23 protein-coding genes are annotated in these 26,524 nt (G+C 63.2%); 15 read left to right on the forward strand and 8 right to left on the reverse strand.

The genetic code is table 11. From position 1 onward, the window contains the following. Positions 1-153: 153 nt before the first annotated feature. Entirely contained in the window at positions 154-1,533 is a 1,380-nt protein-coding gene (locus tag M3G19_RS09900; protein ID WP_259902456.1) for an IS3 family transposase, read from the forward strand. A gap of 181 nt (positions 1,534-1,714) precedes the next feature. Here the strand turns inward: M3G19_RS09900 and phoA are convergent, their stop codons facing one another. The 3 genes from phoA to M3G19_RS09915 all read right to left on the reverse strand — a co-directional run bounded on the left by phoA (position 1,715) and on the right by M3G19_RS09915 (position 7,011). Next, positions 1,715-4,867, reverse strand: a complete 3,153-nt coding sequence (gene phoA, locus M3G19_RS09905) for an alkaline phosphatase (protein ID WP_259902457.1) — start codon at positions 4,865-4,867, stop codon at positions 1,715-1,717. Between the two features lie 229 nt (positions 4,868-5,096). Further along, the gene (locus M3G19_RS09910) at positions 5,097-5,321 is read right to left on the reverse strand and encodes a hypothetical protein (protein WP_210575399.1); all 225 of its coding nucleotides are present in this window, start codon (positions 5,319-5,321) and stop codon (positions 5,097-5,099) included. A gap of 94 nt (positions 5,322-5,415) precedes the next feature. Beyond that, entirely contained in the window at positions 5,416-7,011 is a 1,596-nt protein-coding gene (locus M3G19_RS09915) for a hypothetical protein (RefSeq protein WP_259902458.1), read from the reverse strand. A gap of 120 nt (positions 7,012-7,131) precedes the next feature. Here M3G19_RS09915 and M3G19_RS09920 point away from each other — a divergent pair, with 120 nt between their 5' ends. The 6 genes from M3G19_RS09920 to M3G19_RS09945 are packed head-to-tail and all read left to right on the forward strand — an operon-like array spanning position 7,132 to position 13,141. Then, positions 7,132-10,101 (forward strand): DUF4040 family protein, encoded by a 2,970-nt coding sequence (locus M3G19_RS09920; protein ID WP_259902459.1) that lies wholly within the window; start codon positions 7,132-7,134, stop codon positions 10,099-10,101. Then, a complete protein-coding gene (locus M3G19_RS09925; protein WP_259902460.1) occupies positions 10,098-10,487 on the forward strand; it encodes a cation:proton antiporter subunit C in 390 nt (129 codons plus the stop codon). The genes M3G19_RS09920 and M3G19_RS09925 overlap by 4 nt, the downstream gene beginning before the upstream one ends. Beyond that, positions 10,487-12,016 (forward strand): monovalent cation/H+ antiporter subunit D family protein, encoded by a 1,530-nt coding sequence (locus tag M3G19_RS09930; protein WP_259902461.1) that lies wholly within the window; start codon positions 10,487-10,489, stop codon positions 12,014-12,016. The genes M3G19_RS09925 and M3G19_RS09930 overlap by 1 nt, the downstream gene beginning before the upstream one ends. Continuing rightward, a complete protein-coding gene (locus M3G19_RS09935) occupies positions 12,016-12,525 on the forward strand; it encodes a monovalent cation/H+ antiporter subunit E (RefSeq protein ID WP_259902462.1) in 510 nt (169 codons plus the stop codon). Before M3G19_RS09930 ends, M3G19_RS09935 begins: the two co-directional genes overlap by 1 nt. A 2-nt stretch (positions 12,526-12,527) precedes the next feature. After that, positions 12,528-12,794 (forward strand): cation:proton antiporter, encoded by a 267-nt coding sequence (locus M3G19_RS09940; protein ID WP_210575411.1) that lies wholly within the window; start codon positions 12,528-12,530, stop codon positions 12,792-12,794. After that, a complete protein-coding gene (locus M3G19_RS09945) occupies positions 12,794-13,141 on the forward strand; it encodes a Na+/H+ antiporter subunit G (protein ID WP_259902463.1) in 348 nt (115 codons plus the stop codon). Before M3G19_RS09940 ends, M3G19_RS09945 begins: the two co-directional genes overlap by 1 nt. 3 nt (positions 13,142-13,144) lie before the next feature. On the opposite strand, the gene M3G19_RS09950 is transcribed toward M3G19_RS09945, so the two are convergent. The 3 genes from M3G19_RS09950 to M3G19_RS09960 form a co-directional block, all read right to left on the reverse strand. Next, the gene (locus tag M3G19_RS09950; RefSeq protein ID WP_259902464.1) at positions 13,145-13,546 is read right to left on the reverse strand and encodes a type II toxin-antitoxin system VapC family toxin; all 402 of its coding nucleotides are present in this window, start codon (positions 13,544-13,546) and stop codon (positions 13,145-13,147) included. After that, complete coding sequence (locus M3G19_RS09955) at positions 13,543-13,824, reverse strand: antitoxin (protein WP_210575417.1); 282 nt, start codon at positions 13,822-13,824, stop codon at positions 13,543-13,545. Before M3G19_RS09955 ends, M3G19_RS09950 begins: the two co-directional genes overlap by 4 nt. A 168-nt stretch (positions 13,825-13,992) precedes the next feature. Then, on the reverse strand, positions 13,993-15,552 hold the full coding sequence (locus tag M3G19_RS09960; RefSeq protein WP_259902467.1) for a catalase: 1,560 nt from the start codon (positions 15,550-15,552) through the stop codon (positions 13,993-13,995). Positions 15,553-15,749: 197 nt separating this feature from the next. On the opposite strand from M3G19_RS09960, the gene M3G19_RS09965 reads away from it, so the two are divergent. Together M3G19_RS09965 and M3G19_RS09970 are read left to right on the forward strand one after the other, a co-directional pair. Further along, complete coding sequence (locus M3G19_RS09965) at positions 15,750-16,292, forward strand: RNA polymerase sigma factor (protein ID WP_259902468.1); 543 nt, start codon at positions 15,750-15,752, stop codon at positions 16,290-16,292. Positions 16,293-16,382: 90 nt separating this feature from the next. Next, positions 16,383-16,769, forward strand: a complete 387-nt coding sequence (locus M3G19_RS09970) for a protease inhibitor I42 family protein (RefSeq protein WP_259902469.1) — start codon at positions 16,383-16,385, stop codon at positions 16,767-16,769. Here M3G19_RS09970 and M3G19_RS09975 read toward each other — a convergent pair. Together M3G19_RS09975 and M3G19_RS09980 are read right to left on the reverse strand one after the other, a co-directional pair. After that, positions 16,766-17,797, reverse strand: coding sequence for an aspartate-semialdehyde dehydrogenase (locus M3G19_RS09975; protein WP_259902472.1), 1,032 nt, complete (start codon positions 17,795-17,797; stop codon positions 16,766-16,768). The two genes, M3G19_RS09970 and M3G19_RS09975, sit on opposite strands and share 4 nt — an antisense overlap. 31 nt (positions 17,798-17,828) lie before the next feature. After that, a complete protein-coding gene (locus tag M3G19_RS09980) occupies positions 17,829-19,094 on the reverse strand; it encodes an aspartate kinase (protein WP_210575436.1) in 1,266 nt (421 codons plus the stop codon). Between the two features lie 193 nt (positions 19,095-19,287). Between M3G19_RS09980 and M3G19_RS09985 the strand changes: the two genes are divergently transcribed. The 6 genes from M3G19_RS09985 (at position 19,288) to M3G19_RS10010 (ending at position 26,464) form a co-directional block, all read left to right on the forward strand. Beyond that, on the forward strand, positions 19,288-20,145 hold the full coding sequence (locus M3G19_RS09985; protein ID WP_259902473.1) for a DMT family transporter: 858 nt from the start codon (positions 19,288-19,290) through the stop codon (positions 20,143-20,145). 231 nt (positions 20,146-20,376) lie between these two features. After that, positions 20,377-22,194, forward strand: coding sequence for a 2-isopropylmalate synthase (gene leuA / locus M3G19_RS09990; RefSeq protein ID WP_259902474.1), 1,818 nt, complete (start codon positions 20,377-20,379; stop codon positions 22,192-22,194). Between the two features lie 59 nt (positions 22,195-22,253). Further along, on the forward strand, positions 22,254-23,273 hold the full coding sequence (locus M3G19_RS09995; protein ID WP_259902476.1) for a hypothetical protein: 1,020 nt from the start codon (positions 22,254-22,256) through the stop codon (positions 23,271-23,273). 71 nt (positions 23,274-23,344) lie between these two features. After that, complete coding sequence (locus M3G19_RS10000) at positions 23,345-24,346, forward strand: DNA polymerase III subunit epsilon (protein ID WP_396121778.1); 1,002 nt, start codon at positions 23,345-23,347, stop codon at positions 24,344-24,346. Positions 24,347-24,432: 86 nt separating this feature from the next. Further along, positions 24,433-25,743: a Mur ligase family protein gene (locus M3G19_RS10005; RefSeq protein ID WP_259902478.1), complete on the forward strand. Its 1,311-nt coding sequence runs from the start codon at positions 24,433-24,435 to the stop codon at positions 25,741-25,743. Beyond that, entirely contained in the window at positions 25,736-26,464 is a 729-nt protein-coding gene (locus tag M3G19_RS10010; RefSeq protein ID WP_259902479.1) for a type 1 glutamine amidotransferase, read from the forward strand. Before M3G19_RS10005 ends, M3G19_RS10010 begins: the two co-directional genes overlap by 8 nt. Positions 26,465-26,524 lie beyond the last annotated feature (60 nt).

Below are 26,524 nucleotides of genomic sequence, written 5' to 3' on the forward strand. Positions count from 1 at the left end.
CTGTTATCCCGACCAACACCAAGAAAGAAGTCGTTGATTTTCAGCGGCTTCTTTTTCTTTTTTGCCGAGGCACGGCTCAAGGTAGCTCCGGAGTCGCGCCCAAAGGGTTAAACGACAAAAGGGGATGCGGACGGAATCTTGGAGGATTCCATTATGAACCGCTCATACACCAAGGAGCAGCGACGCAGAGCTCTCCAGGTTTACAAACGCACTCAATCTGTGACCAAGACCGTCCGTGAACTTGGTTATCCAGGGCGATGGACGCTTTACAAATGGTTGCGTGAACCCGCCAAACCTGGTCGCCCCCGCAAACAGTCAAAAACATTGACCCGCTACCCGTTTGAGGTCAAGCTTCGTGCTGTTGAGCTCTTCAACGCGGGCTGGAGGCCAGCCGACATCGCTGTGGAATGCGAGCTGCGCTCAAATATGAGCGTCTATTCCTGGGCACAACGCTACCGTGAAGAGGGAGAATGGGGTTTGATGTCGAAAAGAGAACGCAAAGAGCACACTCGCATGCCCACCCGAGCAGCATTCGAGAAATCATTAGCCGATGATCCTGCAGAACTGAAAAAGCAGATGGCTCAACTGCTCGTTGACAAGGCTGTTTTGGAAAAGGAGCTGGAACTTGTAAAAAAAGACGTCAGCGTCATCCCGGGTCAGCTCAGCAATAAGCACAAAGCTGAAGTGGTTGACGCGTTACGCGGCGAGTTTCCGTTATCTATGCTGCTTGCTGCTATTGATCTTGCGGCATCAAGCTTCTACTACCAGCTCCAACAGCGATTTGCTCCGGATAAGCACGCGCATATCCGCGAGATGCTTCATGAGATCAGTTCTGAGTCGAATAACACCTACGGCTATCGCCGACTTTGGTGGGAACTGCGCCATCGCGGGATCGTTATCAGTGAGAAGGTCGTCCGCCGTCTCATGCACGAAGAGGGAATTCGACCCTGGTTCCCGAAACGTAAATGGCGTTACTCCAGCTATCAGGGGGAAATTTCTCCCGCACCACCTAACCTGGTAAACCGCAATTTTCATGCTGAGTATCCAAACCGGTTGTGGCTGACTGACATCAGCGTTTTCGCTACTAACCAAGGTCGCGTGTACCTGTCTGCCATCATCGACTGTTTTGACGGCAAGGTCGTGGCAGCAAAAACAAGTGTTCATCCCACCATGGAGTTAGCAGAGGAAACTTTGCACGCAGCAATCGCAACCGAAAAGCCCGCAATGGATAGATCCTTGGTGATTCACTCAGACCGCGGAGCACATTACCGAGGCAGCAGCTGGCGAAGCATGACCGCGAAGTTCGGAATAGTTCGCTCGATGTCGAAGAAAGGCTGTAGCCCCGACAATGCAGCATGTGAGGGGTTCTTCGGCCGGATGAAAAACGAAATGTACTACGGCAGAACCTGGCAGAACCCCCAAGAGCTCAAAGAAGCAATCGCGACATACATCGAGTTCTATAACAATCACCGAATCAAGATCAGCCTCGATGGCTTGAGCATTGCCGAATATCGAAAAGTCAATGTAGCGTGAGATCGAAACTGTCTAACAAAACGTCCGCACCCCGTTTTGACCCTTAACCCCGCCCAAACACTCCCTCCCTCAGAAAAGAACTGCTCCCCGCCAGTCGGTGACTGTTTTCACAGTCCGACCAGCGGGGAGCTGTTTTACGACTCGTGCCCGTAGAGATTACGGGAGAGCAACTCACCCGGTTTTAGAACGGCAGGTTCTTGCGGGCGTTCTCAAACATCTCGCGTGCCTGCGGGAAGAGCGGGCTCAGCACGGCAGCCGCACCCAGCAGTGCAACGATGATGCCGAAGAGGATGCCGATAGAAGAACCGGCGTTCTTGGCCGACCCATCGGTGGAACCAGAGTTATCCGGGGTCTCCTGAGTGTCATGCGCCCACGGCGAAGTCAGGTCGATGTCCTGCTCAGTGTCCACACCAACAGCATTCATCGCAGCGAAGAAGATGTCGGTCTCGTCGATCTGGCCGGTGAAGTTAGCGGCACCCGGGCCGGATGCGGCGACGCGGACCTGTGCACCGGTGTGCTGCTGGCCGCCGAGAGCGTCCTTCGGGTCGTTGGACTTCGCGGTGGAGTACACCAGGGACATGTCGGCGCCGTCTGCGGTCTTCAGCTTGGTGGTCAGGCCGGCGGTCGGTTTGTTGTTGTAGGTGATCATCGGGGTTTGGGCGTGGTCGGCGGTGGCGATGATCAGGGTCGACTCACCGGTCTCTTCAACCCAGTCCTGGACGACCTTGATGGACTCGTCCCACTGGCGGATCTCGCCGATCATGCCGCAAGCGTCAGCGCCGTGGCTGGCCTTGTCCGGGGAAGCAGCCTCAACGTGGAGGACGAAGCCCTTATCGTTCTGCAGCAGCTCGAGGGACTTGCGGGTCATGGCCGCCAGCGTCGGGATCTGGTCGGTGTACTCCGGATTAGCCTCGCAGCGCTGAGCATCCTTCATCGCACCGTCCTCGGTCGGAACGGTCTCCTTGTAGATGCGCGGCATGTGGCTCGGGGAGAACAATCCGAGCACAGGCTTGTCGGTGTTCTGCACTGCGTCGAGGCCGTTAGCGTCGGTGACGATCTCGAAGCCGTTGTCGCGGGCGTTGTCAAGGACGGTCTTACCCTTGGTCCAGGTGGTTTCGCCGTTCTTACCGTCGACCATGACCTCAGTGTCGAAGTAGCGGGCACCGCCGCCGAGGGTGACGTCAGCACGGACGTCGACAAGCTGCTCGGAGATGGAGCCGAGACCACCGTTTTCGCGGCGCTGTGCATCTTGCGCCACTTTCTTGTCGCCAGACGGTGCGTAGTCCGCACGGTCGAGTGCGTGAACAGCGAAGGCCGCCGGGGTGGCGTCCTGAATTTCCGCGGTGGAGACGTTGCCGACCTTCATGCCAGCTGCCTTTGCAAGCTCAGCCATGGTCGGAACCGGCTTGCCGTTATTGTCGATGCCGAGGGCACCGTTGTAGGTCTTGATACCGGAGTAGAGGGAGGAACCGGATGCTGCGGAGTCGGTGACGTAGTCCGGCTTACCGGTCTCCTTATCCAGGGAGTACGTGGTGTGGTAGCCGGTGTATTCGAGGTTGTCCACAGCCTCGAAACGGCCGCTGGCGCCGTGCAGGTAGTTGCGGGCGGCGGTGATGTCGGCGTCGGCGGTGCCGTCGGCAAGCATGATCACGACGTTCTTCGCCTTGCTATTGTCGAGGCCCTGGCCAGTCTTACCGAACTTCGCGCAGTCGCCCACCTGCGGAGCCTTACCGGCTTCGAGCTGGTAGCAAAGGTCGCCGTTGGCGGCGTTGCGGGCGGTGAAGTCACGCACGACCGGAGCTGTGTTCACCTTCCAGTCGCCGAGGCCGAGCGCGTTGGCCATGACGTAGAAAGCATCGGTCTGGTCGATCTGGCCGAAGACGTTCTCGGACGCCGGGCCGTACGCGGCGATGCGGACCTGGGAACCGGTGTGCTGCATGGAGAAGTCGCCCGACTCAACCTGAGCGACAGGCACGGTGCCGAACGCGACGGACATGTTGCTGTCGTCGTGGGTGTGCAGGCGGGTGGTCACAGCCGGAGAATCCTTGCCGTCGGGCACGATCTGCGCGGTGTGGGCGTGATCGGCGGTAACGACGACCAGCGTGTCGCCGTCCTTCTTAGCAAAGTCCACGGCGGCGGCAACGGCGTCCTCGAGGCGCTTGAGTTCGCCGATGAAGCCACAGGCGTCTGCGGCGTGGTCGGCCTTGTCGATGGATGCGGACTCGACCTGCAGGAAGAAGCCCTTCTCCTCGTTCGGATTGTCCAGCAGCTCGATGGCCTTCTTGGTCATGTCCGCCAGCTCCGGCTCGTTGCCGATATTGGCTTCCTTACAGGTGGTGGGCTCGGCGGTCGCGCCACCCTTGGTCGGGGCGGAGGACTCGAAGCGGCGGGTCATGTTCTTGTCGTGGAACAGGCCCAGAACCGGTTTGTCCTGGTTCGCTTCGGTGACTGCGGCGAGCTCGTCGCGGGTGCGGACAATCTTGTAGCCGTTAGCTTCGGCGTTCTCTGCGACGGTCTTGTCCTTCTCCCACTTGGTGTCGAACTTCGCGTCGCCTTCGAGGAACGGGTTGGTGTTGCCGCTGTCCGCCATCACCTTGGTGTCGAAGTACTTGGCACCGCCGCCGAGGGTGACATCGGCACGGGTATCGATGAGCTGCTCGGAGATGGAGCCGAGGCCGCCCTTTTCACGGGCTTCGTCTCCCTTGACCGGCTTCGAATCGCCAGACGGTGCGTAGTAGCCGCGCTGGGAGATGTGGGCTCCCAGCGCTGCCGGGGTAGCGTCCTGGATCTCGGAGGTGGTCACGTTACCGGTGCGCATCCCGGCATTCTTTGCCATCTCGAGAAGGTTGATGTGCGGCTTCTTGGCGATGTCGACGCCGAGCGCGCCGTTGTAGCTCTTGGTGCCGGTCGCCCAACCGGTAGCGGAAGCCGCGGAGTCGGTGACGTAGCTCTTCTTGCCGTCTTCGTCGATGGCGAAGGTGGTGTAGGCACCGGTGGCGGTGAGGTTGTCCAGGCCGTCGAAGCGGCCGCCGGCACCGAGCAGGTAGTTGCGGGCCGCGGTGATTTCCTGGTGTCCCATGCCGTCGCCGACGATCATGATGACGTTCTTTGCCTTTTCGTCGGAGCGGCCCTGGCCGCCCTTGCCGAACTGGGCGCAATCGCCCGGCTGCGGAGCCTTGACGTTGCCGTTGCTGTCAATGGAGATGCACGACGGCTCACCGTTGTAGCCCTCGTAATTAAGATCAACTGCTGCTTGAGTGGTGGGGGTTGTGGCGGCGGTCAGAGCGATAACGCTCAGACTCGCAGCCACCGATTTCCATGTTGCTGCGCGCATGAAGTTTCCTGTTCGCTGTAATCGCTGCGGCTCCGGGATGGCGCCGGTGGCGGGAAAATGAGGAACCAGATGGATTAACACCCATCTAAAAGCGAACTAAATCACAGCTTCTATACAGATAGAAGACTTCCAAGGAAACAATAGGTTGCTAATTTCCTAAGCCCCGCACCATGTGATTACGGAGGTCGCTCCTGCCCCGCTAGTAACACAGAAACTCCGTCTTGAGAGGCTAGCGCGCACAGGTAGCTGTGTTCTCCGCGTCGAGGCAGTCATGCTCGAGCGATTCACAATGGAGCCATCCGTAGCGTCCGTGGAGAATGATCTCGTCGTAGCACTTCGAGCAACGGCGCACGGAATTGGGCGAATGGCGGTAACCGTTGACGGGCCCGAGCAGGTCGGCGATAAGCGGGCGACCTTCCCGCTCGAGGATCTGACGGGCGTTGAGCGTGGTCATGCGCGACTCCTTTGTTCAGTTATGTGAGTTGTTCTCCCAGTTTCGGGGAACAGCGCAGGAGCCTACATGACGGCCACGACCGCTGGAGAACGGTTTAGCGCCTATGTTCGATAGCTTCGTCTGTCTCGAGGACAGCGGTGTCGTCATGGCCCGCGTATGTGAGGTCGTCGTTGTCCGCATAGTCGGCGTCTGCGTAATCGTCGGCAGCGTAGTCGGCGTCTGTGTAGCCAGCATCCGCATAGTCAGCGTCGACGGCGTCCTCGGCCGGCACTGCAACTGGGCGACTCATGCGCATGGCCACGACTCCGAGCACAGCGAGCAGGGCGGACAGACCGATGCCGGTCCACATCGCGGTGGCGGAGCCGTTGTTGCCTGCCGCGGAAATCGCGGAGGTGCTCCAGTGCATGGGCATGGCGGACGACACTGCACGGACGACACCTTCAACTTCGCCGGTGGCGGCGCGCGACCACACCCAGCCGACCACGCCGGTTTGCGCTAGGGCGAAAATGCCGGCGGCGGCGGTTCCGCCGAGTTCACCGAAAGCGTCGCGGAGGATCCAGGTGATCCCCGCAGAAGCAAGGGTGCCGAGGGCAAGTGCGAGACCCGTGACGGCGATCGCCGCGGGACTGAGTCCCGTGCCGAGGATCGTCACGAGGATGGTGCCAGCGCCAGCAGCGAGCAGGACTCCCAGGCCGAGGATGGTCCACCGGGACCGGGTCACGCCGTAGGCAGCAAGGGCTGCGGCGACTCCGCCGAGCACAGCGAGGGCGCTGACGAGCATCGCGGCGAGCGGAGGAAGCGAAGAGCTTATCGACGCCCCCTCAGCAGTCCCAGCCCCCGCCGCTCCCGCCGAGCCTGCCACCGGGGCAGCGGCAGGGAGGGCGCGCTGGATGTCGCCGATGCGGTCTTTCGTGGAGTTGGACATGTCGTCGACTTTGGTGGCGCCGTCGACAAGCTTTTGAACGCCGTCTTTTGCTTCGCCGACGCGGTCGTCCATTTCGCCAAGTCCTTCGGCGAGGTCGGAGGCGCCGTTCGTCGCGGAGTAGATGCCGTCGTGGTAGGCATACCCGGGCGTGGAGAGCTGGTTGGCGAGCTCGCGGGAGCCGTCTTTGAGCTCAGTGAGTTTGTCGGTCCAGTCTTCGGGCAGCTCGGCGGTGTCGACTTGCTTGCGGAGGTCTTCGAGCTGGCGGCGCAGCTCCTTGACGTCGGGGTCGTTGCTGTCGCGGGTGCCTTCGAGGGTGTCGTCGATGGCGGAGAGGACCTGGCCGCGGATGGCGTCGAATCCGACGACTTGGTCGACGGCGCCGCCGACGTTGTCTGCGAGGCGGGTGGCGCCGTCGGCAAGCTGGCCTGTGCCTGCCTGGATTTCGATCATGCCGTTGGAGAGTTCATCGGCGCCGTCTTTAGCGGCGGAGATGCCGTCGGCGAGTTCGCCGGAGCCGTCGCGAAGCTCTTCGGTGCCGTCTTTGAGCTTGCTGGTGCCCTGGGTGAGGAAGCCTGCTTGTGCGCTGGCGTCGCCGGCGGCGCGGCGTGCGTTGCCGAGGTTGTCGGCGCCGGCGTAGGCGGCGGGCGCGCCGGATGTGTTCTCGGCACCGCGCGGAACCCACGTGGACGCGGGGCTCATGGGTGCGAATGCTGCGACGACCAGAACGAGAAGGGCGGCGACAGGCGTGATGGCGTTCCACTTCATACCGAGCAATGTAATGATTGTGGCGAATGTTATGTATGTGACACACCGCAGGTCGAACTCTACGTCGCTTTACTGTTACTCTTTACATGTTTGCCAACCGCTACACAGGCTGGAGCACACATGGCTCTTCTTTTGGTCTTTGGGCTAGTTGCCGCGACCGTGGTGCTATCCCCCGTGTTGGTGCGCGCAATCGACCGCCGAGCCGGGTGGGTGATCGGGCCGGTCTTCTTCGTCGCGGCCGGCATCCTTGCCAACGCTGCGCGGGACGGCGCGACACCGACTTTCTCAACTACCTGGGCGAATGATTTGCTCGGGCCGGGCACCGTGGTGGAGCTCGGGGTGCGCGCGGACGGGCTGAGCTTGTTCTTCGGGCTCCTCGCGCTCGTCATCGGCGGCGTGGTGATGCTGTATTCCGCGTCGTACCTGCCTGAAAACGACGGCAACACGAGCTTCTACACAATCATGACCGCGTTCTCGCTGTCGGTGCTCCTGCTCGTGACGGCGAGCGATGTCGTGGTGCTGTTCATCGCCTGGGAGCTCGTCTCGATCGCGTCGTTCCTGCTCATCGCGCGCTCCGGTTCGTCGGGCGAGGCGGGCTCGTTCCGCACGCTCGCGCTGACGTTCTTCGGCGGCCTGACGCTGCTGGCTGGCCTCGCGGTCGCGGCGGTGAGCGCCGGAACAACACAGATCGACGGCATCGTGACCTCGGATGTGTGGGCCGCGAACCCGCAGCTGACCACGACGGTGGCGGTGCTGATCGCGTTCTCCGGCTTCACCAAGGCCGCGCAGTTCCCGTTCCACTTCTGGCTGCCGGAGGCGATGGCAGCGGCGACCCCGGTCTCGGCGTTCCTGCACGCGGCAGCCGTGGTGAAGGCCGGCGTCTACCTGCTGCTGCGCTTCTCCACGATCTTCGGGTCGAACCCGACATGGAACACGATCCTGGTCGTCTTCGGCCTGGGCACGGCGCTGATGTCGGCACTGTTCGCCATCACGAAGACGGATTTGAAGCACCTCACCGCGTACTCGACGGTCTCGCACCTGGGCTGGATCGTGGCGGCGGTGGGCATCGGTACCCCGGCGGCATTCGCGGCGGCGCTGGTGCACACGCTCGCCCACGCGTTGTTCAAATCGTCGCTGTTCATGCTCATCGGTGTCATCGACCACGAGACGGGCACCCGCGATATCCGCCGCTTGGGCAAGATCTACAACAAGATGCCGTTCACCTTCGCGTCGGTCGTTGTGGCGGCGTCGTCGATGGCTGCGGTCCCGCCGCTGTTCGGTTTCGTGTCCAAGGAGTCGATCCTGGAGGCGTTCCACCAGACACAATACGGCACGGTCCTGCTTGTCCTCGCTGGTCTCGCAGCATTCTTGACGTTCGTCTACTCCGCGAAAATCGTCTTCGGCGCGTTCATCGACGGCACGCGCGACATGAGCGGCGTCCACGAAGCGCCTGTCTCGCTGTGGCTGCCTGCAGCGGTTCCGGGCCTCATGTCCGTCCCGGCGGTCTTCGGGCTTTCGCTTATCGACGGCCCCGTCACCCGCGCCGTCCACTCCATCACCGGGGACAACTCGTATGAGTCGCATCTCGCGCTGTGGCATGGCATAACGTGGCCGTTCATCGTGTCTGCACTGGTATTGGCTGCGGGCATCGCGTTCATTTTCGTGCGCAAGCCGGTGTACAAGGCACTGGAGAACAAGATGCTTCTCCCCTACACCGGCAACGAGATCCTGCGGATGATCGTGAATGCCTCGGAACAGGTCGGCCGCCTCGCCGGCTCCATGGCTGATTCGTACAACCCGTCGCGTCACCTGAAGTGGCCAATCGGCGTGGTCGTTGCGCTGGGCTTGGTCACGATCTTGCTCACCACCGGCGTCGACGGTGTTGATCTGGCGCCGCGCACCGAGGGCGTGGACAACTACTGGGATCTGCTCCCGCTGGCGATCATCGTTGTGTCGGTGATCGGCATGGTGAACACCAAAAAGCGCATGACGGCGGCACTAATGCTGGGAACTGCCGGTGTGGGCGTGAGCTTGCAGATGCTGCTGCTCGGCGCCCCGGATGTCGCCCTGACCCAGTTCACGGTGGAGGCGCTCACCGTCGTGGTGATCATGATGGTGCTGCGCTACCAGCCGCGCTTGTTCCCTGATGTGTCGAAGCGCCGCAAGGTCCTCTCGGGCATCTTCGCTGTGATTTCGGGTGTCGTGGCCTTCGCGGCAGTCTACGGCCTGACCGGCCGTCAGGACCGTTCCGAGCTGGCCATGTGGTACCTCAACGAGACCGGTCCGCTGACCGGCGGCGACAATATCGTCGCGGTGATTCTCGTCGAGTTCCGAAGCTTCGATACCTTGGGCGAGCTCTCCGTCCTCGGTATGGCTGCCGTGGTGATCGCCGCCGTGACGACCTCCGTGCCTCGCCACGACTTCCAGGAGGGCACCCGCCCCGCCCCGTTTGGCCAATCCCGCCTGAACACCCTGCCTCTGCGCAAGGTGACCAAGCTAATCATCCCGATCTTGGTTGTGCTGTCCGTGCTGATCTTCTTCCGCGGCCACACCGTCCCCGGCGGCGGCTTCATCGCGGCACTGGTCATGGCCACCGCATTCGTTTTGAGCTACCTCTCGCAGGGCTCCGACGACAACGCCGTCGGCGAGAAGACTCCGGTCTATCTCGCAGGCGTCGGTGTGATCGTCGCGCTGACGGCAGGCTTCATCGGATTCCTCGAGGGCGGCTTCCTCTACGCCATCCACGGCGAGATCGCCGGGGAGCACCTGACCACCTCGCTCATCTTCGACGCGGGCATTTACCTCGCTGTGCTGGGCATGCTCACCATGGCGATCAATGGCATGGGCGGCTACCTCCGCCCCGGTGCGGAACGCGAACAGCTCGCCTACCACCGTGGCGAGGAAAACCCGCTGCCGGATGTCCCATTGGCGATCGCCGCAGAGCAGCCTGTGGACCCCCGTCCCAAGCCCATCAACCCGGCATCCAAGCCGGTGGACCTCGCCCGGGCCGTCACCTCCGGCTCGCGCGGCAACCCAGCGCGGAGCACGTCTGAGAAGGACGCTCCCGCCAATGAAGGAGGCGCACGATGATATACGCAGCCACCGTCGGAATCCTCATTGCCGGGGCGGTGTATTTGATCATGCAGCGCGGCATGGTGCGCATTGTCTTCGGCATGTCCTTGCTGGGCCACGCGGGCAACTTGATGTTGCTCGCCGCGGGCAACGGGGCGTGGCGCGGGGAAGCTTTCCCGTCGCAGACGTCGATGGACGAGATGGCGGACCCGCTCCCCCAAGCGTTCGTGCTCACCGCGATCGTGATCGCGATGGCCACCACCACGATCCTGCTGCTCATGGCCGCGCTGGGGCGTGACGACGACACCATCGACAACATTCTCGACGCCGAGCAAGCCGCCAAACTCGGCCCCGGCGCACTCACCACCGCCGGCCGCAAGGCCCACAAGGGGGTGCGTGGCTAATGGCTCCCGAAACGATCCTTCCTGTTTTCATCGCGCTGCCGCTCATCGTCGCAGCGATCACGGCGATCTCCCCGTCCCGCGCTCTCAATAGCGCGCTCGGACTGATCATTCCGGCCGTGAACCTGGCAGGCGGCATCTGGCTCTACGCCCACACCGCCGCACACGGCCCCATCGGCCACGTCATCGGCCTCTACCCCGGCGGCGCAGGCATCGCACTCGGTGCCGACCAGTTCTCCGCGATCATGCTCATCACGACGATGCTGGTGGCCTTGGTCTCCAACTGGTTCGCCATCATCTCCGGTGAGACCCACGCGCGGTACTACACCCCGTTGTCGCTGGTGCTACTCACCGGTGTCTCAGGTGCACTGCTCACGGCGGATTTGTTCAACTTCTTCGTCATGATCGAGGTCATGCTCCTGCCGTCCTACGGCCTCATCGCCATGACCGGTACCCGCCACCGTCTCCAGTCGGCGCGACTGTTCGTCTTGGTCAATCTTTCCGCGTCCACGTTCCTGCTGATCGGCGTCGGTTTCGTCTACGCGGTCGCCGGGGCGGTCAATATCGGCGCTTTGCAGGGCGCGGCGGCCGGCAACGGCCCCGTCACAGTCGCCATGGGCATCGTGGTCATCGCCGTGTGCGCGAAGGCCGCTGTGTTCCCGCTGCATACGTGGCTGCCGCGGACGTACACGTCGACAAGCGCTGCTGTCATGGGTCTGTTCTCCGGCCTGCACACGAAGGTCGCGGTGTACATGCTGTTCCGCATCTGGGTCGTCATCTTCGACATGGATCCGCGCTGGAACTGGCTGATCATCGCCGTGATGGTGGTCTCCATGCTCGTCGGCGCGTACGCGGGCCTCGCGGAATCGACGATCCGCCAGGTCCTCGGCTACCAGATGGTCAACGGCATGCCGTTCATCCTCATCATGCTGGCCTTCACGCAGGAGGAGCCGCGTTATGCGCTCGCCGCCGGCCTGATGTACACGCTCCACCACATGATCACCATCGGGGCGCTCACCCTCAACGCCGGCGCGATCGAGGAAACGTACGGCACCGGCACGATCTCGAAACTCTCCGGGCTGGCGCGGCGCGACCCGCTCGCTGCGTGGGTGTTCGCGGCAGGCGCGTTCTCCGTCATCGGCTTCCCGCCGTTTTCCGGCCTGTGGGGCAAGCTCTCCCTCGTCTTCGCGGCTGCCCGCGCCGGCGACGCCCGCTCGTGGGTGGTCATCGCCGCGATCATCATCGCGTCGTTCGGCGCGATGCTGGCCATGTTCCGCGTCTGGCGGGAAGTGTTCTGGGGCAAGCCGATGCAGCGATTCCCGGGGAACCTGAAGGTGCGTGGGGCGTTGCTGGCGCCGTCGGCAAGCTTGATGCTCATCTCGCTCGCGATGTTCATCGCCGCCGGCCCGCTGTGGAGCGCAGCGACGGGCTCCATCGACGCGCTTTTGGACGTCGACTCCTACTCCTCCGCCGTCCTCGGCTCCGACCCAGTCGGCGTGCCCGACACCGCTAACCTGCAAGGGGGCCAGTAATGAAGATAATCCTGCACGGAATCGGCTACTTCTTCTGGATCGTCAAGGAAATCATCCTCGCCGGACTCTCCACCGCGCTCGCCGCTTTCCGGCCGAATTCCGGCATCGACCCGATCATCATCTACTACCCATTGCGTATCGACGGCGACTGGGAACTCTTCTGGTTCTCCACCTCCGTCACCGCGACCCCCTCCACCTTGTCCTTCGGCTTCCGCGACAATATTCCCGGCAAGCCGCAGGTGATGCTCGTCCAAGCCGCCTTCGGCTCGAACCCCGAAGACATCGTCGCCGGGCTCGCCGACATGGAGGAGCACGTCGCCCCCCGCGTCAAGGACGACCCCATCGACCCCGCGCAGGTGCTGTGGGAGCCCTACCGTGACTTCCGCGACCGCCTCGACCCGGATGCCGCCGACCCCGTCGACGCCGCCGACCGTGCTCGCCGCGAACGCCGTGCCCGCGCTCGTGCCCGCAGACGCCGTGCCGTGCGCGCCACGAAAGAGAGGAACTAACCATGTTTGAAACGATCCTCACCGTCTGCATCGGCATCATGGCCGTGTGCCTGGTTGTCAGCCTGGCGGCGATCCTGCTTAACAAAGACGAGCTGACCAGGGCAGTCATGGCGGACTACATCTTCTACGCGATGGTCTGCCTCTACCTCATCTGGACCCTGTTCAACCACACGTTCATCGGCTACGAAATCGCGATCCTCGCCGCACTCGTCTGCGGCGCGATCCCGACGCTGTCGATGTCCCGCATCATCTCGAGGGGGCGCCGCTAATGGCTATCTGGCAGATCATCGTGCTCGTGTTCGTGTTCTTCGCCGTCTTCATGTCGGTGGCGACCCTCATTCTGCAGCTACGCGCCCCCAACGCGCTGACCCGCGTCAACCTCATGGGCCCGCTGGTGTGCCTGGCGTTCCCCGCGCTCATTCTGGCTAAGCTCACCGCTGACTGGGCCACGGAGGGCTTCAACGTGGGCGATTTCATCCGCGCCGTCATCGCCATCCTCGGCGTGTGGATCGTCGGCTCCGTCGGCTCGTTCATTATGGGCCGCTCGATCCATGGCGTCACCGTCGTCGATCCGCGCGCCGCGCTGTTGCGCGAGGAGCGCGCGAAAAAGCAATAACGCTTATCGACGCCAGTCCTCCACCACCACCCCCTGCACCCTCTGAAACTCATCCACGTTAGCGGTCACAAGTGTGAGACCGAAGGCCCTGGCTTGGGCTGCAATCCACATGTCGTTGGCCCCAATGATCTCGCCTCTGGCAGCGAGACAGGACCTGATTTCCGCATACGCTTGAGCGACAGCAGAATCGATGCCCACTCGGGGAAAACCGTGCACGAGGTTTTCCACTGAATTCTGCGCCAGTTCGGGCTCACGGGATCGTTTCGCGCCGGACAGCAACTCGCCAAGCACGATCTCCGAAAGGCAAATACTGCTCAGCGGAAGAACAGAACAGCGGCTCATTACCTGTTCATCGGAGCCCCGCTCCAGGTCGATCCACACGTTCGTGTCCAGCAGATACTTCATGGACGCTTCCGGCTCTGCGGTTCGTCGAAGTCGACGACTGGTTCAGGTGGAAGATCGTCAACATCCTCGAGCAGGCCGCCGACAATTCCGTGTTTTTCCTGAAACGACCGCAAGCGCCTGAGGGTATCGGCAACAGTGTCTTCTTTCGGACGCAGGAGCAGACCTTCGGGGACGCTCTCTACGGTAACTGCACTCGTCGAAAAGCGAAAAGCTTTTGGAATGCGTACTGCCTGACTGTTTCCGGACTTGAAAACGCTAGTTTCGATTCGCTGAGTCATCATGCCCTCCTTCCCGTCTGTATATCCCGCAATATACACGCGTCGTCTCGACGAAGACGTGGAAAAACAAAGCCCCGCCGGCACTGCCTTTCGTGGCAGCGGCCCGGCGGGGCTTCGTGCTTGGCGCCTAGCTTGGTGCAGCTAGCGCTGAGCTTTGAATCTTAAGCCTTAAGCGTTCTTGCGCTTTTCAGCAAGCACCTCGCGGAGCTTCGGCTCGAGGTCGGCGTCGACCTTGCCCCAGTAGGCGAAGGTGCGCTCCTCGACGTCCTTGTCCTGGATCGGCAGCATCTTGTTGGTGACGTTGTCGATGAAGCGCTCGCGCTCAGCGTCGTCGAAGACCTCGCGGTACAGGGTGCCTGCCTGACCGAAGTCGTCGTCCTCGGCGTGCTTGACGTACGCGGCGCGGACCAGGTCGGTGCCGTGCGGGTCCGGGTTGACGTACAGGTCGTGTGCCTGGCCGTAGGAGGTGTGGTTGGAGGAGGAATCCTCACCGTTATCCAGGTAGCCGGCGCCCTTGTCCGTGCGGTTCGGGCTGTAGTTCGGCTCGCCTTCGTTGTTGAAGAAGAAGGCCATCGGGCCACGCTCTGCGTAGGTGTTCACCGGAACGATCGGCTGGTTGACCGGCAGGTCCTTGTAGTTCGGTCCGATGCGGTAGCGGTGCTGGTCAGCGTATGCGAACACACGGCCCTGCAGCATGCGGTCCGGGGACAGGCCGACACCCGGCACGATGTTGGACGGGTCCAGTGCCAGCTGCTCGATCTGAGCGTGGAAGTTCTTGGGGTTGCGGTTGAGGACGAAGTAGCCGACGTCGACAAGCGGGTAGTCCTTCTGGGACCAGGTCTTGGTGAGGTCGAACGGGTTGAAGCGGTAGTTCTCCGCGTCCTCGAACGGCATGATCTGGACCTTGACATCCCAGATCGGGTAGTCGCCGCGCTCGATGGCCTCGAACAGGTCCTGGCGGTGGTAGTCGGCGTTCTCGCCGGCCATCTTGCCTGCCTCTTCGTCGGTGAAGCACTCCCAGCCCTGGCGGGTCTTGAAGTGGTACTTGATCCAGACTGCGTCGCCCTCTTCGTTGACCCACTGGAAGGTGTGGGAGCCGAAGCCGTCCTGGTGACGGGAGGTCTTCGGGGTACCGCGGTCACCGAGCAGGTAGGTCACCTGGTGAGCGGACTCCGGGGTGCGGGTCCAGAAATCCCACTGCATCTCGTCGTTGCGCAGGCCGGAGTCCGGCTGGCGCTTCTGGGAGTGGATGAAGTCCGGGAACTTAACGGGGTCGCGCAGGAAGAAGGTCGGGGTGTTGTTGCCGACGATGTCGTAGTTGCCGTCCTCGGTCCAGAAACGGAGAGCGAAGCCGTGGACGTCGCGCCAGGTGTCCGGGGAGCCAGCCTCACCGGCGACGGTGGAGAAGCGCACGGCCATCGGGGTGACGGTGCCCGGCTGGAACAGCTTGGCCTTGGTGTACTTGGACACGTCCTCGGTGACGTGCAGCTCACCGAATGCGCCGTGGCCCTTGGCGTGCGGGATGCGCTCCGGGACGTTCTCGCGGTTGAAGTGGGCGAGCTTCTCGACGAGGTGGATGTCGTCGAGCAGGTTCGGGCCCTGCGGACCGGCGGTGACGGAGATATTCTCCGACGCGACCGGCTGGCCGCCCAGGCGGGTGGTCTTACCGTTACCGGCAGCGCGCTCGCCCTTCTTGACAATTTCTTCAGCGGGTTTGTTCTCAGCCATGTAGATGGCCCTCCTCGTTAAATCAGGTTTGATTCACTGGTGAATCCGACACTACGCACGCGCTATAGGCCCTTCAACCAAGTTCGCCCTAACTCATTCCTTTGTTTGAACTATTCCGCAGCGGGCTGTCAGCTTCAGAACGCTAATCAGCAATCGTTCGCAGGTCATCGCTGTTTAGGCTGGTAACGTCTGCACTCGTGAATAAAAGGGACGACGCGTATGTCACGGATCTGGCCTTGCGGGCTGGACGTGGCGATAAGCAGGCGTTGTCTGAGTTCATTCGCTTGACCCACGACGATGTGTGGCGCCTGCTGGCTCACTTGGCGGGCAGGGAGCAGGCGGATGACTTGACACAAGAGACGTATTTGCGGGTGTTGGGGGCACTCCCCCGGTTCGCGGCGCGATCGAGTGCACGGACGTGGTTGTTGTCGTTGGCGCGGCGTGCGTGGGTGGATTCGGTACGCCACGACATGGCCCGGCCTCGGAAAGCGGCGGCGGAGTACGACGATGTCGCGGCGCAGCAGCCGAGCCGCGACAACCCGAACACGTGGTCCGAGGTGATGGACGCACGAACGCTTCTCGACGCGCTGGCTCCCGAACGCCGCGAAGCCCTCATCCTCACCCAGGTGCTGGGGTACACCTACGAGGAAGCGGCGAAGATCGCGAATGTGCGAGTGGGCACGATCCGCTCTCGTGTGGCGCGTGCGCGACGCGACCTTGTCGCCGGCACAAGCGACTAGAATTCTGAGGCCATGAGGGGGAGGAACTGCCAAGCGTGGATAGCAGCTGCGGTTACAGGATTCGCAGTGCTTCTCGCAGCGTTGCTGACCGTGCTTATGTTTCGTGCGCTGTCTGTTCCACCGCCGCAGTCGCTGAGCATTAGCGAAATCGAGGAACCTATCGTGCTCAAGCCGGAAGAGTCGGTGAGGATCGGTGTCGGCTGGCATAATCTCTCGGCAGGGACGTGGTATGCACTTACTGAGGTGCCGTCACCTGACATCGTCGAGGTTGAAGAAGTCAACGAAGATCCGCTGGATCCTTCGATCGATGGCGCCGGCGGAAACACCTACCTTGTGGTGACTGCGCTGGCCCCCGGCGAAGGCACCATCAGGGTGGCGGATTGCTTCCGCCAAATGCCGGACGTGACCGGTATCTGCCATGACGACGACGGGCCGCGCCCAACCTACACCGTGGACATCGTAGTCAAGGAAGGCTAGACCAGCAGCTCTGCGATCTGGATCGTGTTCAGGGCAGCACCCTTGCGCAGGTTGTCGCCGGAGACGACGAAGACCAATCCGCGGTTTCCGTCGACGGCCTGATCTTGGCGGATACGGCCGACGAGGGAGTCGTCCTTGCCCGCAGCAGCAAGCGGGGTGGGAACGTCGACGACGGAGACACCGGGTGCGTCGTTGAGCACTTCGATAGCCGAGGAAGGCGTGATCTCACGTTCGAATTCGGCGTGGACGACCATGGTGTGGCCAGTGAAGACGGGCACGCGCACGCAGGTACCGGAGACCTTGAGGTCAGGCAGACCGAGGATTTTGCGGGATTCGTTGCGCAGTTTCTGCTCCTCGTCGGTTTCGAACGAGCCGTCGTCGACGAGATTGCCGGCCATCGGGAGCGCGTTGTACGCGATCGGGGCAACATACGGGCCGAGCTCGTCCGGGTTGAGCAGGGAGCCGTCGTGAGTGAGGTCCACATTCCGGTCACCGATTTCAGCGACTTGCGCAGCAAGCGTATCGACGCCTGCCAGACCCGACCCCGACACCGCCTGGTAGGAGGCGACGCGCATGGTGGTGAGCGACGCTGCGTCGTCAAGCGCTTTGGCGACAGGCATGACCGCCATCGTCGTGCAATTCGGGTTCGCGATGATCCCCTTGGGCAGGTTTTTCGCATCGCCGGGGTTGACCTCGGAGACGATGAGCGGAACGTCCGGGTCCTTGCGCCACGCGGAAGAATTATCGACGACCGTCGCGCCTGCCTCCGCGAAGACCGGCGCCCACTCTTTGGATGTCGAGCCGCCCGCGGAGAACAACGCGATGTCGACGTCCTTGACGGAATCGACCGTGACCTGCGTGAGATCCTCCACGACGATCGTCTCGCCGCGGAATTCGAGCTCCTTGCCGGCCGAACGCGGGGACGCGAAGAAGCGCACCTTATCTGCCGGGAAATCACGCTCCTGCAGAATCTCCCGCATCACCTGTCCAACCTGGCCGGTGGCTCCGACGACGGCGACGGTGGTCATGTCTTTTGCTCCAATCTTTGTTCTGTGCGTTTTAACGGCCGGTGCCTGCGTAGACGACGGCAGGCTCGTCTCCACCGAGGTCGAATTTCTCGTGGATGACGCGCGCTGCGTCCTCCATGTCCGCGCGACGCACAACAGCCGTGATACGGATCTCCGAGGTGTTCATCATGCCGATGTTGACGCCGCTGTCGCGCAGCGCCTCCGTGAAGTCCGCGGTGACGCCTGGGTGGGACTTCATGCCAGCACCCACGAGCGAGACCTTCGCGATCTCGTCGTTGTAGGTGACATCTTCCCAGCCCTCGTTCTTCACCAGGTTGGTGAGCAACTCCATGCCGCGCGGCCCGTCCGCGATCGGGAGGGTGAAGGTGATGTCGGTGACGTTATTGCCCTGCGTGGAGGTGTTCTGCAGCACCATATCGATATTGATCTCGGCATCGGCGAGCACGCGGAAGACCTTCGCGGCCTCACCCGGGACGTCGGGAATACCGAACACGGTGATCTTTGCTTCGGAATCGTCGGTGGCGACACCGACCAGGACTGCTTCTTCCACGGGGATATCCTCCATCGCTCCGGTCACGAGCGTGCCGGGATCGTTGCTGTAAGACGAGCGTACTCGCATGGGAACATTGAATGCGCGGGCGTATTCGACGCTGCGCAGCACCAGAATCTTCGACCCGGACGCGGCGAGCTCGAGCATCTCCTCGAAGCAGATCTGGTCGAGCTTCTTCGCATCGGGGACGATGCGGGGGTCCGCACTGTAGATGCCGTCGACGTCGGAGTAGATCTCGCACTCGTCTGCGCCGAGGGCTGCCGCGAGCGCTACCGCTGTGGTGTCAGAACCGCCACGGCCCAGGGTGGTCACGTCGCGGGTGTCCCGGTTGACGCCCTGGAAGCCGGCGACGATGGCGATCTTGCCCGCGTCGATCGCATCTTTAACGCGGCCCGGCGTCACCTCGAGGATGCGTGCATTGCCGTAGCGCTCAGTGGTGATCACACCGGCCTGGGAACCGGTGAAGGACTGCACCGGCGCACCGAGCCCTGCCACCGCCATAGCCACCAGCGAGTTGGAGATGCGCTCCCCCGCCGTCAGCAGCATGTCCATTTCGCGCGGCGGCGGGGTCGGGTTGACCTGCGCGGCCAAGTCCAGCAACTCGTCGGTCGTGTCGCCCATCGCGGAGCAGACCACCACGACGTCATTGCCCGCCTTGTGGGTGGCCACGATACGTTCCGCGACGGCACGAATCCGCTCAGCGCTCTCAAGCGAGGATCCACCGTATTTCTGGACGATCAGTGCCACCCTGGTCCGCCTTTCAATCAAAATAACGTGCACAAATTCTATGAAGTTGTCAGCGCGGAACGAACGGCTCGACTTCTCCCTAGACCGCTAAACAGGTTAAGCGAGAAAACGCGCATCTGTATAGGACTATATTCGGCGCCGATTTCCCGTTGCTCGAATTGCTTCGGCAATTCGCCCCGCCCCACCCACTACTATGAGCACGGTGCACAACAATGCCCTCGCCGTACTCTTCGCGTTCACATCAGCGCTGACGATCGCGATCGGTACCGTATGGCGCCACCAAATCGTGCTGCGCTACAGCGCGGAGCAGGAAGGGTCGTCGGGGGCGATTGGGGCGATCAGGCGTCCGACATGGTGGCTGTCTTTGTCGTTGGCGTGGCTGGCCTACGGGTTCCAAGCGGTGGCACTGGCTTTCGGAACACTGCTGGTGGTGCAGCCGGTTCTGGTTCTGTCGCTGCTGCTCACGCTGGTGCTGTCGGCGAAGGTGGAGCGCCGGGGGATGGAGATCGATGAGACCTTCTGGGCCACGGTCCTCACTATTGCGGTGGGAGTGCTGGTGGTGCTGGGAAGGCCGGAGCCGGGGGCAAGGGAGGCGTCGATAAGCGAATGGCTGATTGCTCTGGGCGCCGGAATTGTGGTGATGACCGTGACGGTCGCGGCGGCGAGGCGGACCGGTTCTGTCATGCGCGCGTTTTTGCTGGGGGCGGTCTGCGGCGCGATTTTCGGCTACCTGGCGGTGTTTTCGAAGACGACCGTTGACGCGTTCGTGCGCGGCGGCGTGCCTGAGCTGGTGACCACCTGGCCGCTGTATGCCCTGCTCGGCGCGGCTGTCGTGGGGACGATTGTGCAGCAGTATGCGTTCAGCGCGGGCAATTTGTCGCAGTCGCTGCCCGCGATGAAGATTTTCGAGCCGCTGCTCGCGTACACGCTCGGCATGACGCTGCTGGGTGAAAAATTCACGGTGGCGACCGTGTGGGGCTGGGCGATGATGGCGCTGGCTGTCGCCGCGATGTTCGTTTCCACTTTCTTCTTGTCGCGCAAATCCCTGTGACTGGAAGGCCGGATGGTTGCGCAACGCCACACTGTGGCTAGGATGTGAAACATGTCATTGGCAACCACGGCGATGTCGGCGCTCCCGGGAGCTGCCCTACTTCTGCGCCGCGGCGGGTTCTAGGCCTCATATTTCACGGCCGGCGCCCCGTCGCGGAGTTCGGCATGCCGGCCGTGCGCTTCTTTTCAACACACCCACCGCAGATTTCCTAGAAAAGGACTTTGAAAAGCCATGACTCCGTCTGACGCACACTTTGCCGCACCCGCAGAAACCCGCACGCCGAACGGCCCGCGCAACCCCAACCAGCCCGCGTGGAACACACAGCGCGGTTCATCGATGCCGTTCGAGCGTTACCTGCCTTTCGCCAAAGAGGTAGAGGACATCACGCTGCCGGACCGCACGTGGCCGGACAAGAAGATCACCGTCGCCCCGCAGTGGTGCGCCGTGGACCTGCGCGACGGAAACCAGGCACTCATCGACCCGATGAGCCCGGAGCGCAAGCGCCGCATGTTCAAGCTGCTGGTGGAGATGGGCTACAAGGAGATCGAGGTCGGTTTCCCGTCGGCATCCCAGACGGATTTCGATTTCGTGCGCGAGATCATCGAAGAGGACATGATCCCGGATGACGTGACCATCCAGGTGCTGGTGCAGGCACGCGAGCACCTGATCCGCCGCACCTTCGAGGCGTGCGCCGGTGCGCCGCGCGTGATCGTGCACTTCTACAACTCGACGTCGAAGTTGCAGCGCGAGGTGGTGTTCCGCAAGGACCGCGCCGCGATCAAGAAGCTGGCCACCGACGCCGCCGAGCTGATCAAGACGGTGGCGAAGGACTACCCGGACACGCACTGGCGCTGGGAATACTCGCCGGAGTCCTTCACCGGCACGGAGCTCGACTTCGCGGTGGACGTGTGTGACGCGGTGGTGGACATCATGGAGGCCACCCCGGATAACCCGATGATCATCAACCTGCCGGCCACGGTGGAGATGATCACCCCGAATGTGTACGCGGATTCGATCGAGTGGATGCACCGGAACTTCGCCAAGCGCGACTGCATCATCTTGTCCCTGCACCCGCACAATGACCGCGGGGAGGGCATCGCGGCAGCTGAGCTCGGCTACTTGGCCGGCGCGGACCGCATCGAGGGCTGCTTGTTCGGCAACGGCGAGCGCACCGGCAACGTCGACCTGGTCACGCTCGGGCTGAACATGCTGACCCAGGGTGTGGACCCGCAGATCGACTTCTCCGATATCGCGGGCATCCGCGAGACCGTGGAGTACTGCAACCAGCTGCGCGTCCCGGAGCGCCACCCGTACGGCGGCGAGCTCGTCTTCACTGCGTTTTCCGGTTCGCACCAGGACGCGATCAACAAGGGCCTCGACGCCCTGGCGCAGAAGGTCCGCCCCGACGCGAATTCCACCGATGTCGCGTGGGAGGAGCTGCGCGAAACGGTATGGGAGGTCCCCTACCTGCCGATCGACCCGAAGGACGTGGGCCGCGACTACGAGGCGGTCATCCGCGTCAATTCCCAGTCGGGCAAGGGCGGCGTCGCGTACATCATGAAGACGGACCACGGCATCAACCTGCCCAAGGAGATGCAGGCCGAGTTCTCCTCCACCGTCCAGGCCATCACGGATTCGGAGGGCGGCGAGGTCAATTCGAAGAATATGTGGGATGTCTTCGCCGGCGAGTACTTGGATTTGGATAGCCACGTCGAGCTGGTCAATCTGCACGTCGACGCGGCAGAGACGGACGACGACGAGGCGAAGGTCGCGGCGACGGTCGTCTTCGACGGCGCCGAGCGCGAGATCACCGGCGCGGGCAACGGCCCGATCGCGGCTTTCGCTGACGCGTTGCGCTCGCTGGGTCTGAAGTACGAGGTCAAGGATTACCGTCAGCAGGCCCGCACGGCCGGCGGCGACGCGGACGCGGCCTGCTTCATTTACAGCGAGGTCAACGGTGCCACAGCATGGGGCGTGGGCATTGCGGGGTCGACGACGCGCGCGTCGATCAAGGCGATGGTGTCTGCCGTGAACCGCGCACTGGATTAATTTCAGCGGTGAGTACTAGTCTTCTCTGGGGATAGTGCGTTGAACCAGAGGAGATCAGCATGAGCGAGCATAATGCCGCGGACGGCCGCGCTGATCTGTCGCCGCACACGAGCAGCGTGTGGCTCCCGGCGGGCACCCAGCGCACAGTGCTTATCGACGCTGCCCCTTGCCCCGACGGCTCCCCCGCCGTCGTGGAAATCTGCTTCGACTCCGCCGGCGATGTCGTCGCACGCATGGACGGCGACGTGCTCGGCCACTTCGATGCTGAAGCTTCGGCCGACCTCAGCCCGTCACTACGCCTGCTGGAGGCCCGCGGCTTGGTCGCGCTGGCTCGCGGCTCGTTCACCACTGTGGACGACCAACCGGCGCTGACCATTCACGCTGACCCGCTGGGCGCTCCACGCTCGCGCGCGAACTCGGCGGACGCGCCCACGGAATCACTCCCCATCGCGGACTCTTTCGCCGCCGATCAAGAAGCCGAGGCCGCCGTGCTCGCTGCCGACGCTTCCACGGCACCGACCACCGGCGGAAGCACCGTCGCACGCACCAAGCCACAAAGCAGGAATTTGCAGGCAGTCACCATTCTCTCTTCTGCCCTGGCCATCGGTCTGGTCGGCATACTCAGCTACTACTACGGACTTAGCGAGAACGGCCGCGAGATGACCGCGTTCACAGATTCCACCGAAGAGACCGCTCAGTCCCAGACGGTCTCCACAAGCTCCGCGCCCAGCTCTCCGTCGTCCGAGTCGTCTGCGTCGACCACCTCATCCACCTCATCCACGGCGCCCAGCTCCGCATCCGACAGCGAGGACGTCTCCGAGCCTGCGCAGGATCCGAATCAGGCACCAGAGCCCGCGCCGAACCCTAACCCGAACCCCGCCCCGAATCCGGCACCGGCACCTGCCCCAGCACCTGCACCTGCGCCGAACCCCAACCCGAATCCGGCACCGCCGACAAACCCAAATCCGAACCCAGCACCCCCGCCAGCCCCCGCGCCAGCACCGGATAACGGTGGCAACGGCGGCGGTGGTGCCGACAACGCCCCCAATCCACAACCGATTTTTGAGCTTCAATGGTAGACAACGACACCCCCACCACCAGCGCATCCAGCCGTGCGCAGGACGCAGATTCCCAGCAGCACGAGCCGAGCATGACGGAGAAATTCCCGTTCGCCGCGTTCACCGCGCAGACGACGAATATTCATCCGTCGAGCGGCCGTTTGGTCTCCCTCGATGGTGTCGCATTCGACGAATCGGGGGTCGTCGGCGAGGAATTCCACGCGGTGTTCAACGTCGGCGGGGACCCGGGCCCGATGCACACGCACGGTGTGAAGCGCAACGATTTCGAGCGCGCCGCGAAATTCTCCCGCCATTTGAAGAAGCTGGATAAATTCCTCGACGGCCGCACGCTCGTCGTTCACGATGCGCCGCTGGTGTGGGGCTTCATTGTTTCGGAGGCGCGTCGCGCGATGAATGCGGCGGCGCGCGCGAATCGTTCGCGCAACCGTCGGGGTGGTCGCCGTCGACAGCGGGTGGGGCATGTGCCGCGGCCGGAGGGGATCGTCGATACGCTCGCATCCGCGCGTAAACAAGGAGCAGTGCTTATCGACGAACGCCTCGAAGCCGTCGCCTCCCTCTCCGGCGTCGTAGTTCCCCCTGCCGCTGCGTCTGTCGAGCGCGCCGCCCAATCGGAAGAGGAGACCTCCCGCGAGCGCACCCTCGCGCTCGTCGGCCTGTACCTAGCGCTGGTCAATGCCGGTCCGCTGGTCACCCGCACCAAAGATGAGCTGGCCCCGGACCGTTTCGGGCTGCAGCGCACCCAGCTGCGCGTCGACGCCGAGAAGGCTCCCGCCCAGCACGGCAACCCCGGCCAGTTCACCAACAAGTCCGGCCTGCGCCCCGGCATGGAAGTGGTGGTCTCCGACGATATCTGCGCCGAGCACGACGAGCTGATCCAGGCGATCCTCGATTTGGAGATGACCTACGCCGAGAAGCTCACCCGCGAGACATCCCTAGTGGTCACCAACGCCACCGGCGACCCCGCTGACCTGCGCGGCAAAGCGATGCACGCGCAGCGCAAAGGAATTCCGTTGGTCTCAGATGAGGATTTCCTCGCAGCCGTGCGCGCCGCTCACGACGCCCGCGCGAATTGACGCCCCGACGTTCCGCCACAGTTTTCTGTGCGCTGCCCCCTCGTCACTCAACGATTGCCGGGCAGCAATGAACTAGGGTTTAGCCCATGAATTCAAGCACATCCGGAAGTTCACGCGACCGGGCGGGCAAGGCAAGCACTTTGAAGCGTTTGCGCAGTACAGCGGCGATCACCGCGGCGAAGCTGGCCACGAAAGCCTCGCGCGCGACGGGCCGCGGAGCCGGCGGCATGATCGGCGGTCTCATCGCGGGCGCGATCGACCCGGGGATTTTGGAGCAACTCAGCGGCGGACGCCCAGCAGTGCTGGTCACCGGCACGAACGGCAAGTCCACCACGACGCGGATGCTCGCCGGCGCGGTGGCATCGCGCTACACCGTGGCCACCAACGAGGGTGGCGACAATATGGACGCGGGCATCATCTCCGCCCTGCTTGCCGGGGAGAAGGCCTCGCACGTGGTGCTGGAAGTCGACGAACTCCACGTTCCGGCGGTGGCGGACAAGCTCAACCCGACGGCGTTGGTGCTGCTCAACCTCACGCGCGACCAGCTGGACCGTGTCGGTGAGATCAACTCCATCGAGCGCAAGCTGCGCGCGGCGGTGGAAGCGCACCCGGATATGACGGTCATCGCGAACTGCGACGACGTGCTGGTCACCTCAGTCGCTTTCGACGCACCCAATGTGGTGTGGGTGTCCGCTGGCCCCGGCTGGGTCGGCGACTCGGTGTCGAACCCGCGGGGCGACGGGTATATCGTGCGCACCGACGATGACTGGTACGCCACGAAACCGCTTGCCGACGGCCGCGAATTCCGCCGCCCCACCCCGCACTGGACCGTCACCGACGAGGGGCTGACCGGCCCTGACGGGACTTTGCACTCGCTTCAGCTCGCGCTTCCGGGCAGGGCCAACCGGGGCAATGCGGCGCAGGCGATTGCGGGGGCGGTGGAGGCATTCGGCGTCGATAAGCATGCTGCGATTGCCGCGGCTGAACGCGTCGACGATGTCGCCGGCCGCTACACGACGATCTCCTGGAATGACCGTGACGTGCACCTGCTGCTGGCGAAGAATCCCGCCGGCTGGCAAGAGGCCCTGTCGATGGTGGACCGCGACGCTGATGGCCTGGTCATCGCGGTCAACGGGCAGGAGGGCGACGGCGCCGACCTGTCGTGGCTGTGGGACGTCCGCTTCGAAGAATTCGAGGACATTCCCGTGAAGGCCGCCGGCGAACGCGGCACCGACCTCGCCGTGCGTTTGCTGTACGCGGAGATCGAGCACGAGCTCATCCACGACCCCCTCGATGCGATCATGGCGTGCCCGCCCGGACGCGTGGAGGTGCTCGCGAATTACACCGCTCTGCTCAACCTGAAGAAGGCGCTGGTCAAAGAGGCTAACCATGACTGATTCGTTGACCATCGGCCTCGTGCTCCCCGACGTGCTGGGCACCTACGGCGACGACGGCAACGCGCTCGTCCTGCGCGGGCGTGCACGCATGCGCGATATCGACGCAGAGATTCTGCCCATCAAGCTGGGTGAATCCGTCCCCACCGACCTCGCCGCGTACACGCTCGGCGGCGGCGAAGACAGCGCGCAGGTACTCGCTGCGGAACACCTCATCGCCGACGGCGGCCTCGCGCGCGCCGCCGCGAACGGACGCCCCATTTTCGCAGTATGCGCCGGCTTCCAGATCCTCGGCGAAAGCTTCCACGCCCACGGTAAGAAGGCCGCAGGCTTATCGCTTATCGACGCCACCACCTCCCCCCTTTCCTCCCGCGCCATCGGCGAAGTCGCCTCCACCCCGGCGAAAAACGGTGCCGCCTCTGAGCTGACACAGCCGCTCACCGGTTTTGAAAACCACTTGGGCGGCACCGTCCTCGGCGCTGATGCCTCTCCGCTGGGCACCGTGACAAACGGCCACGGCAACGGCGGCGAGGGAGAAGGAAACGGCGAAGGGGCCGTGCACGGCAGCGTGATCGCCACTTACATGCACGGCCCCGCACTCGCCAGGAATCCCGAACTGGCCGACCTGATCCTCGCCCGCGCCATGGGCATCCCGCTCTTTGAGCTTGATCCGCTGGAGCTGCCCGAGGTCGACCGCCTGCGCCTCGAGCGCATGGGCCGCTAAAAACATTGAGCCGCAGCTCCGCAGGTCGGGCCGGGCTGCGGCATGACTAAACCGCGCTGG

It is taken from the genome of Corynebacterium sp. p3-SID1194, from assembly GCF_025144155.1.
In the GTDB taxonomy this organism is placed as follows: Bacteria; Actinomycetota; Actinomycetes; order Mycobacteriales; family Mycobacteriaceae; genus Corynebacterium.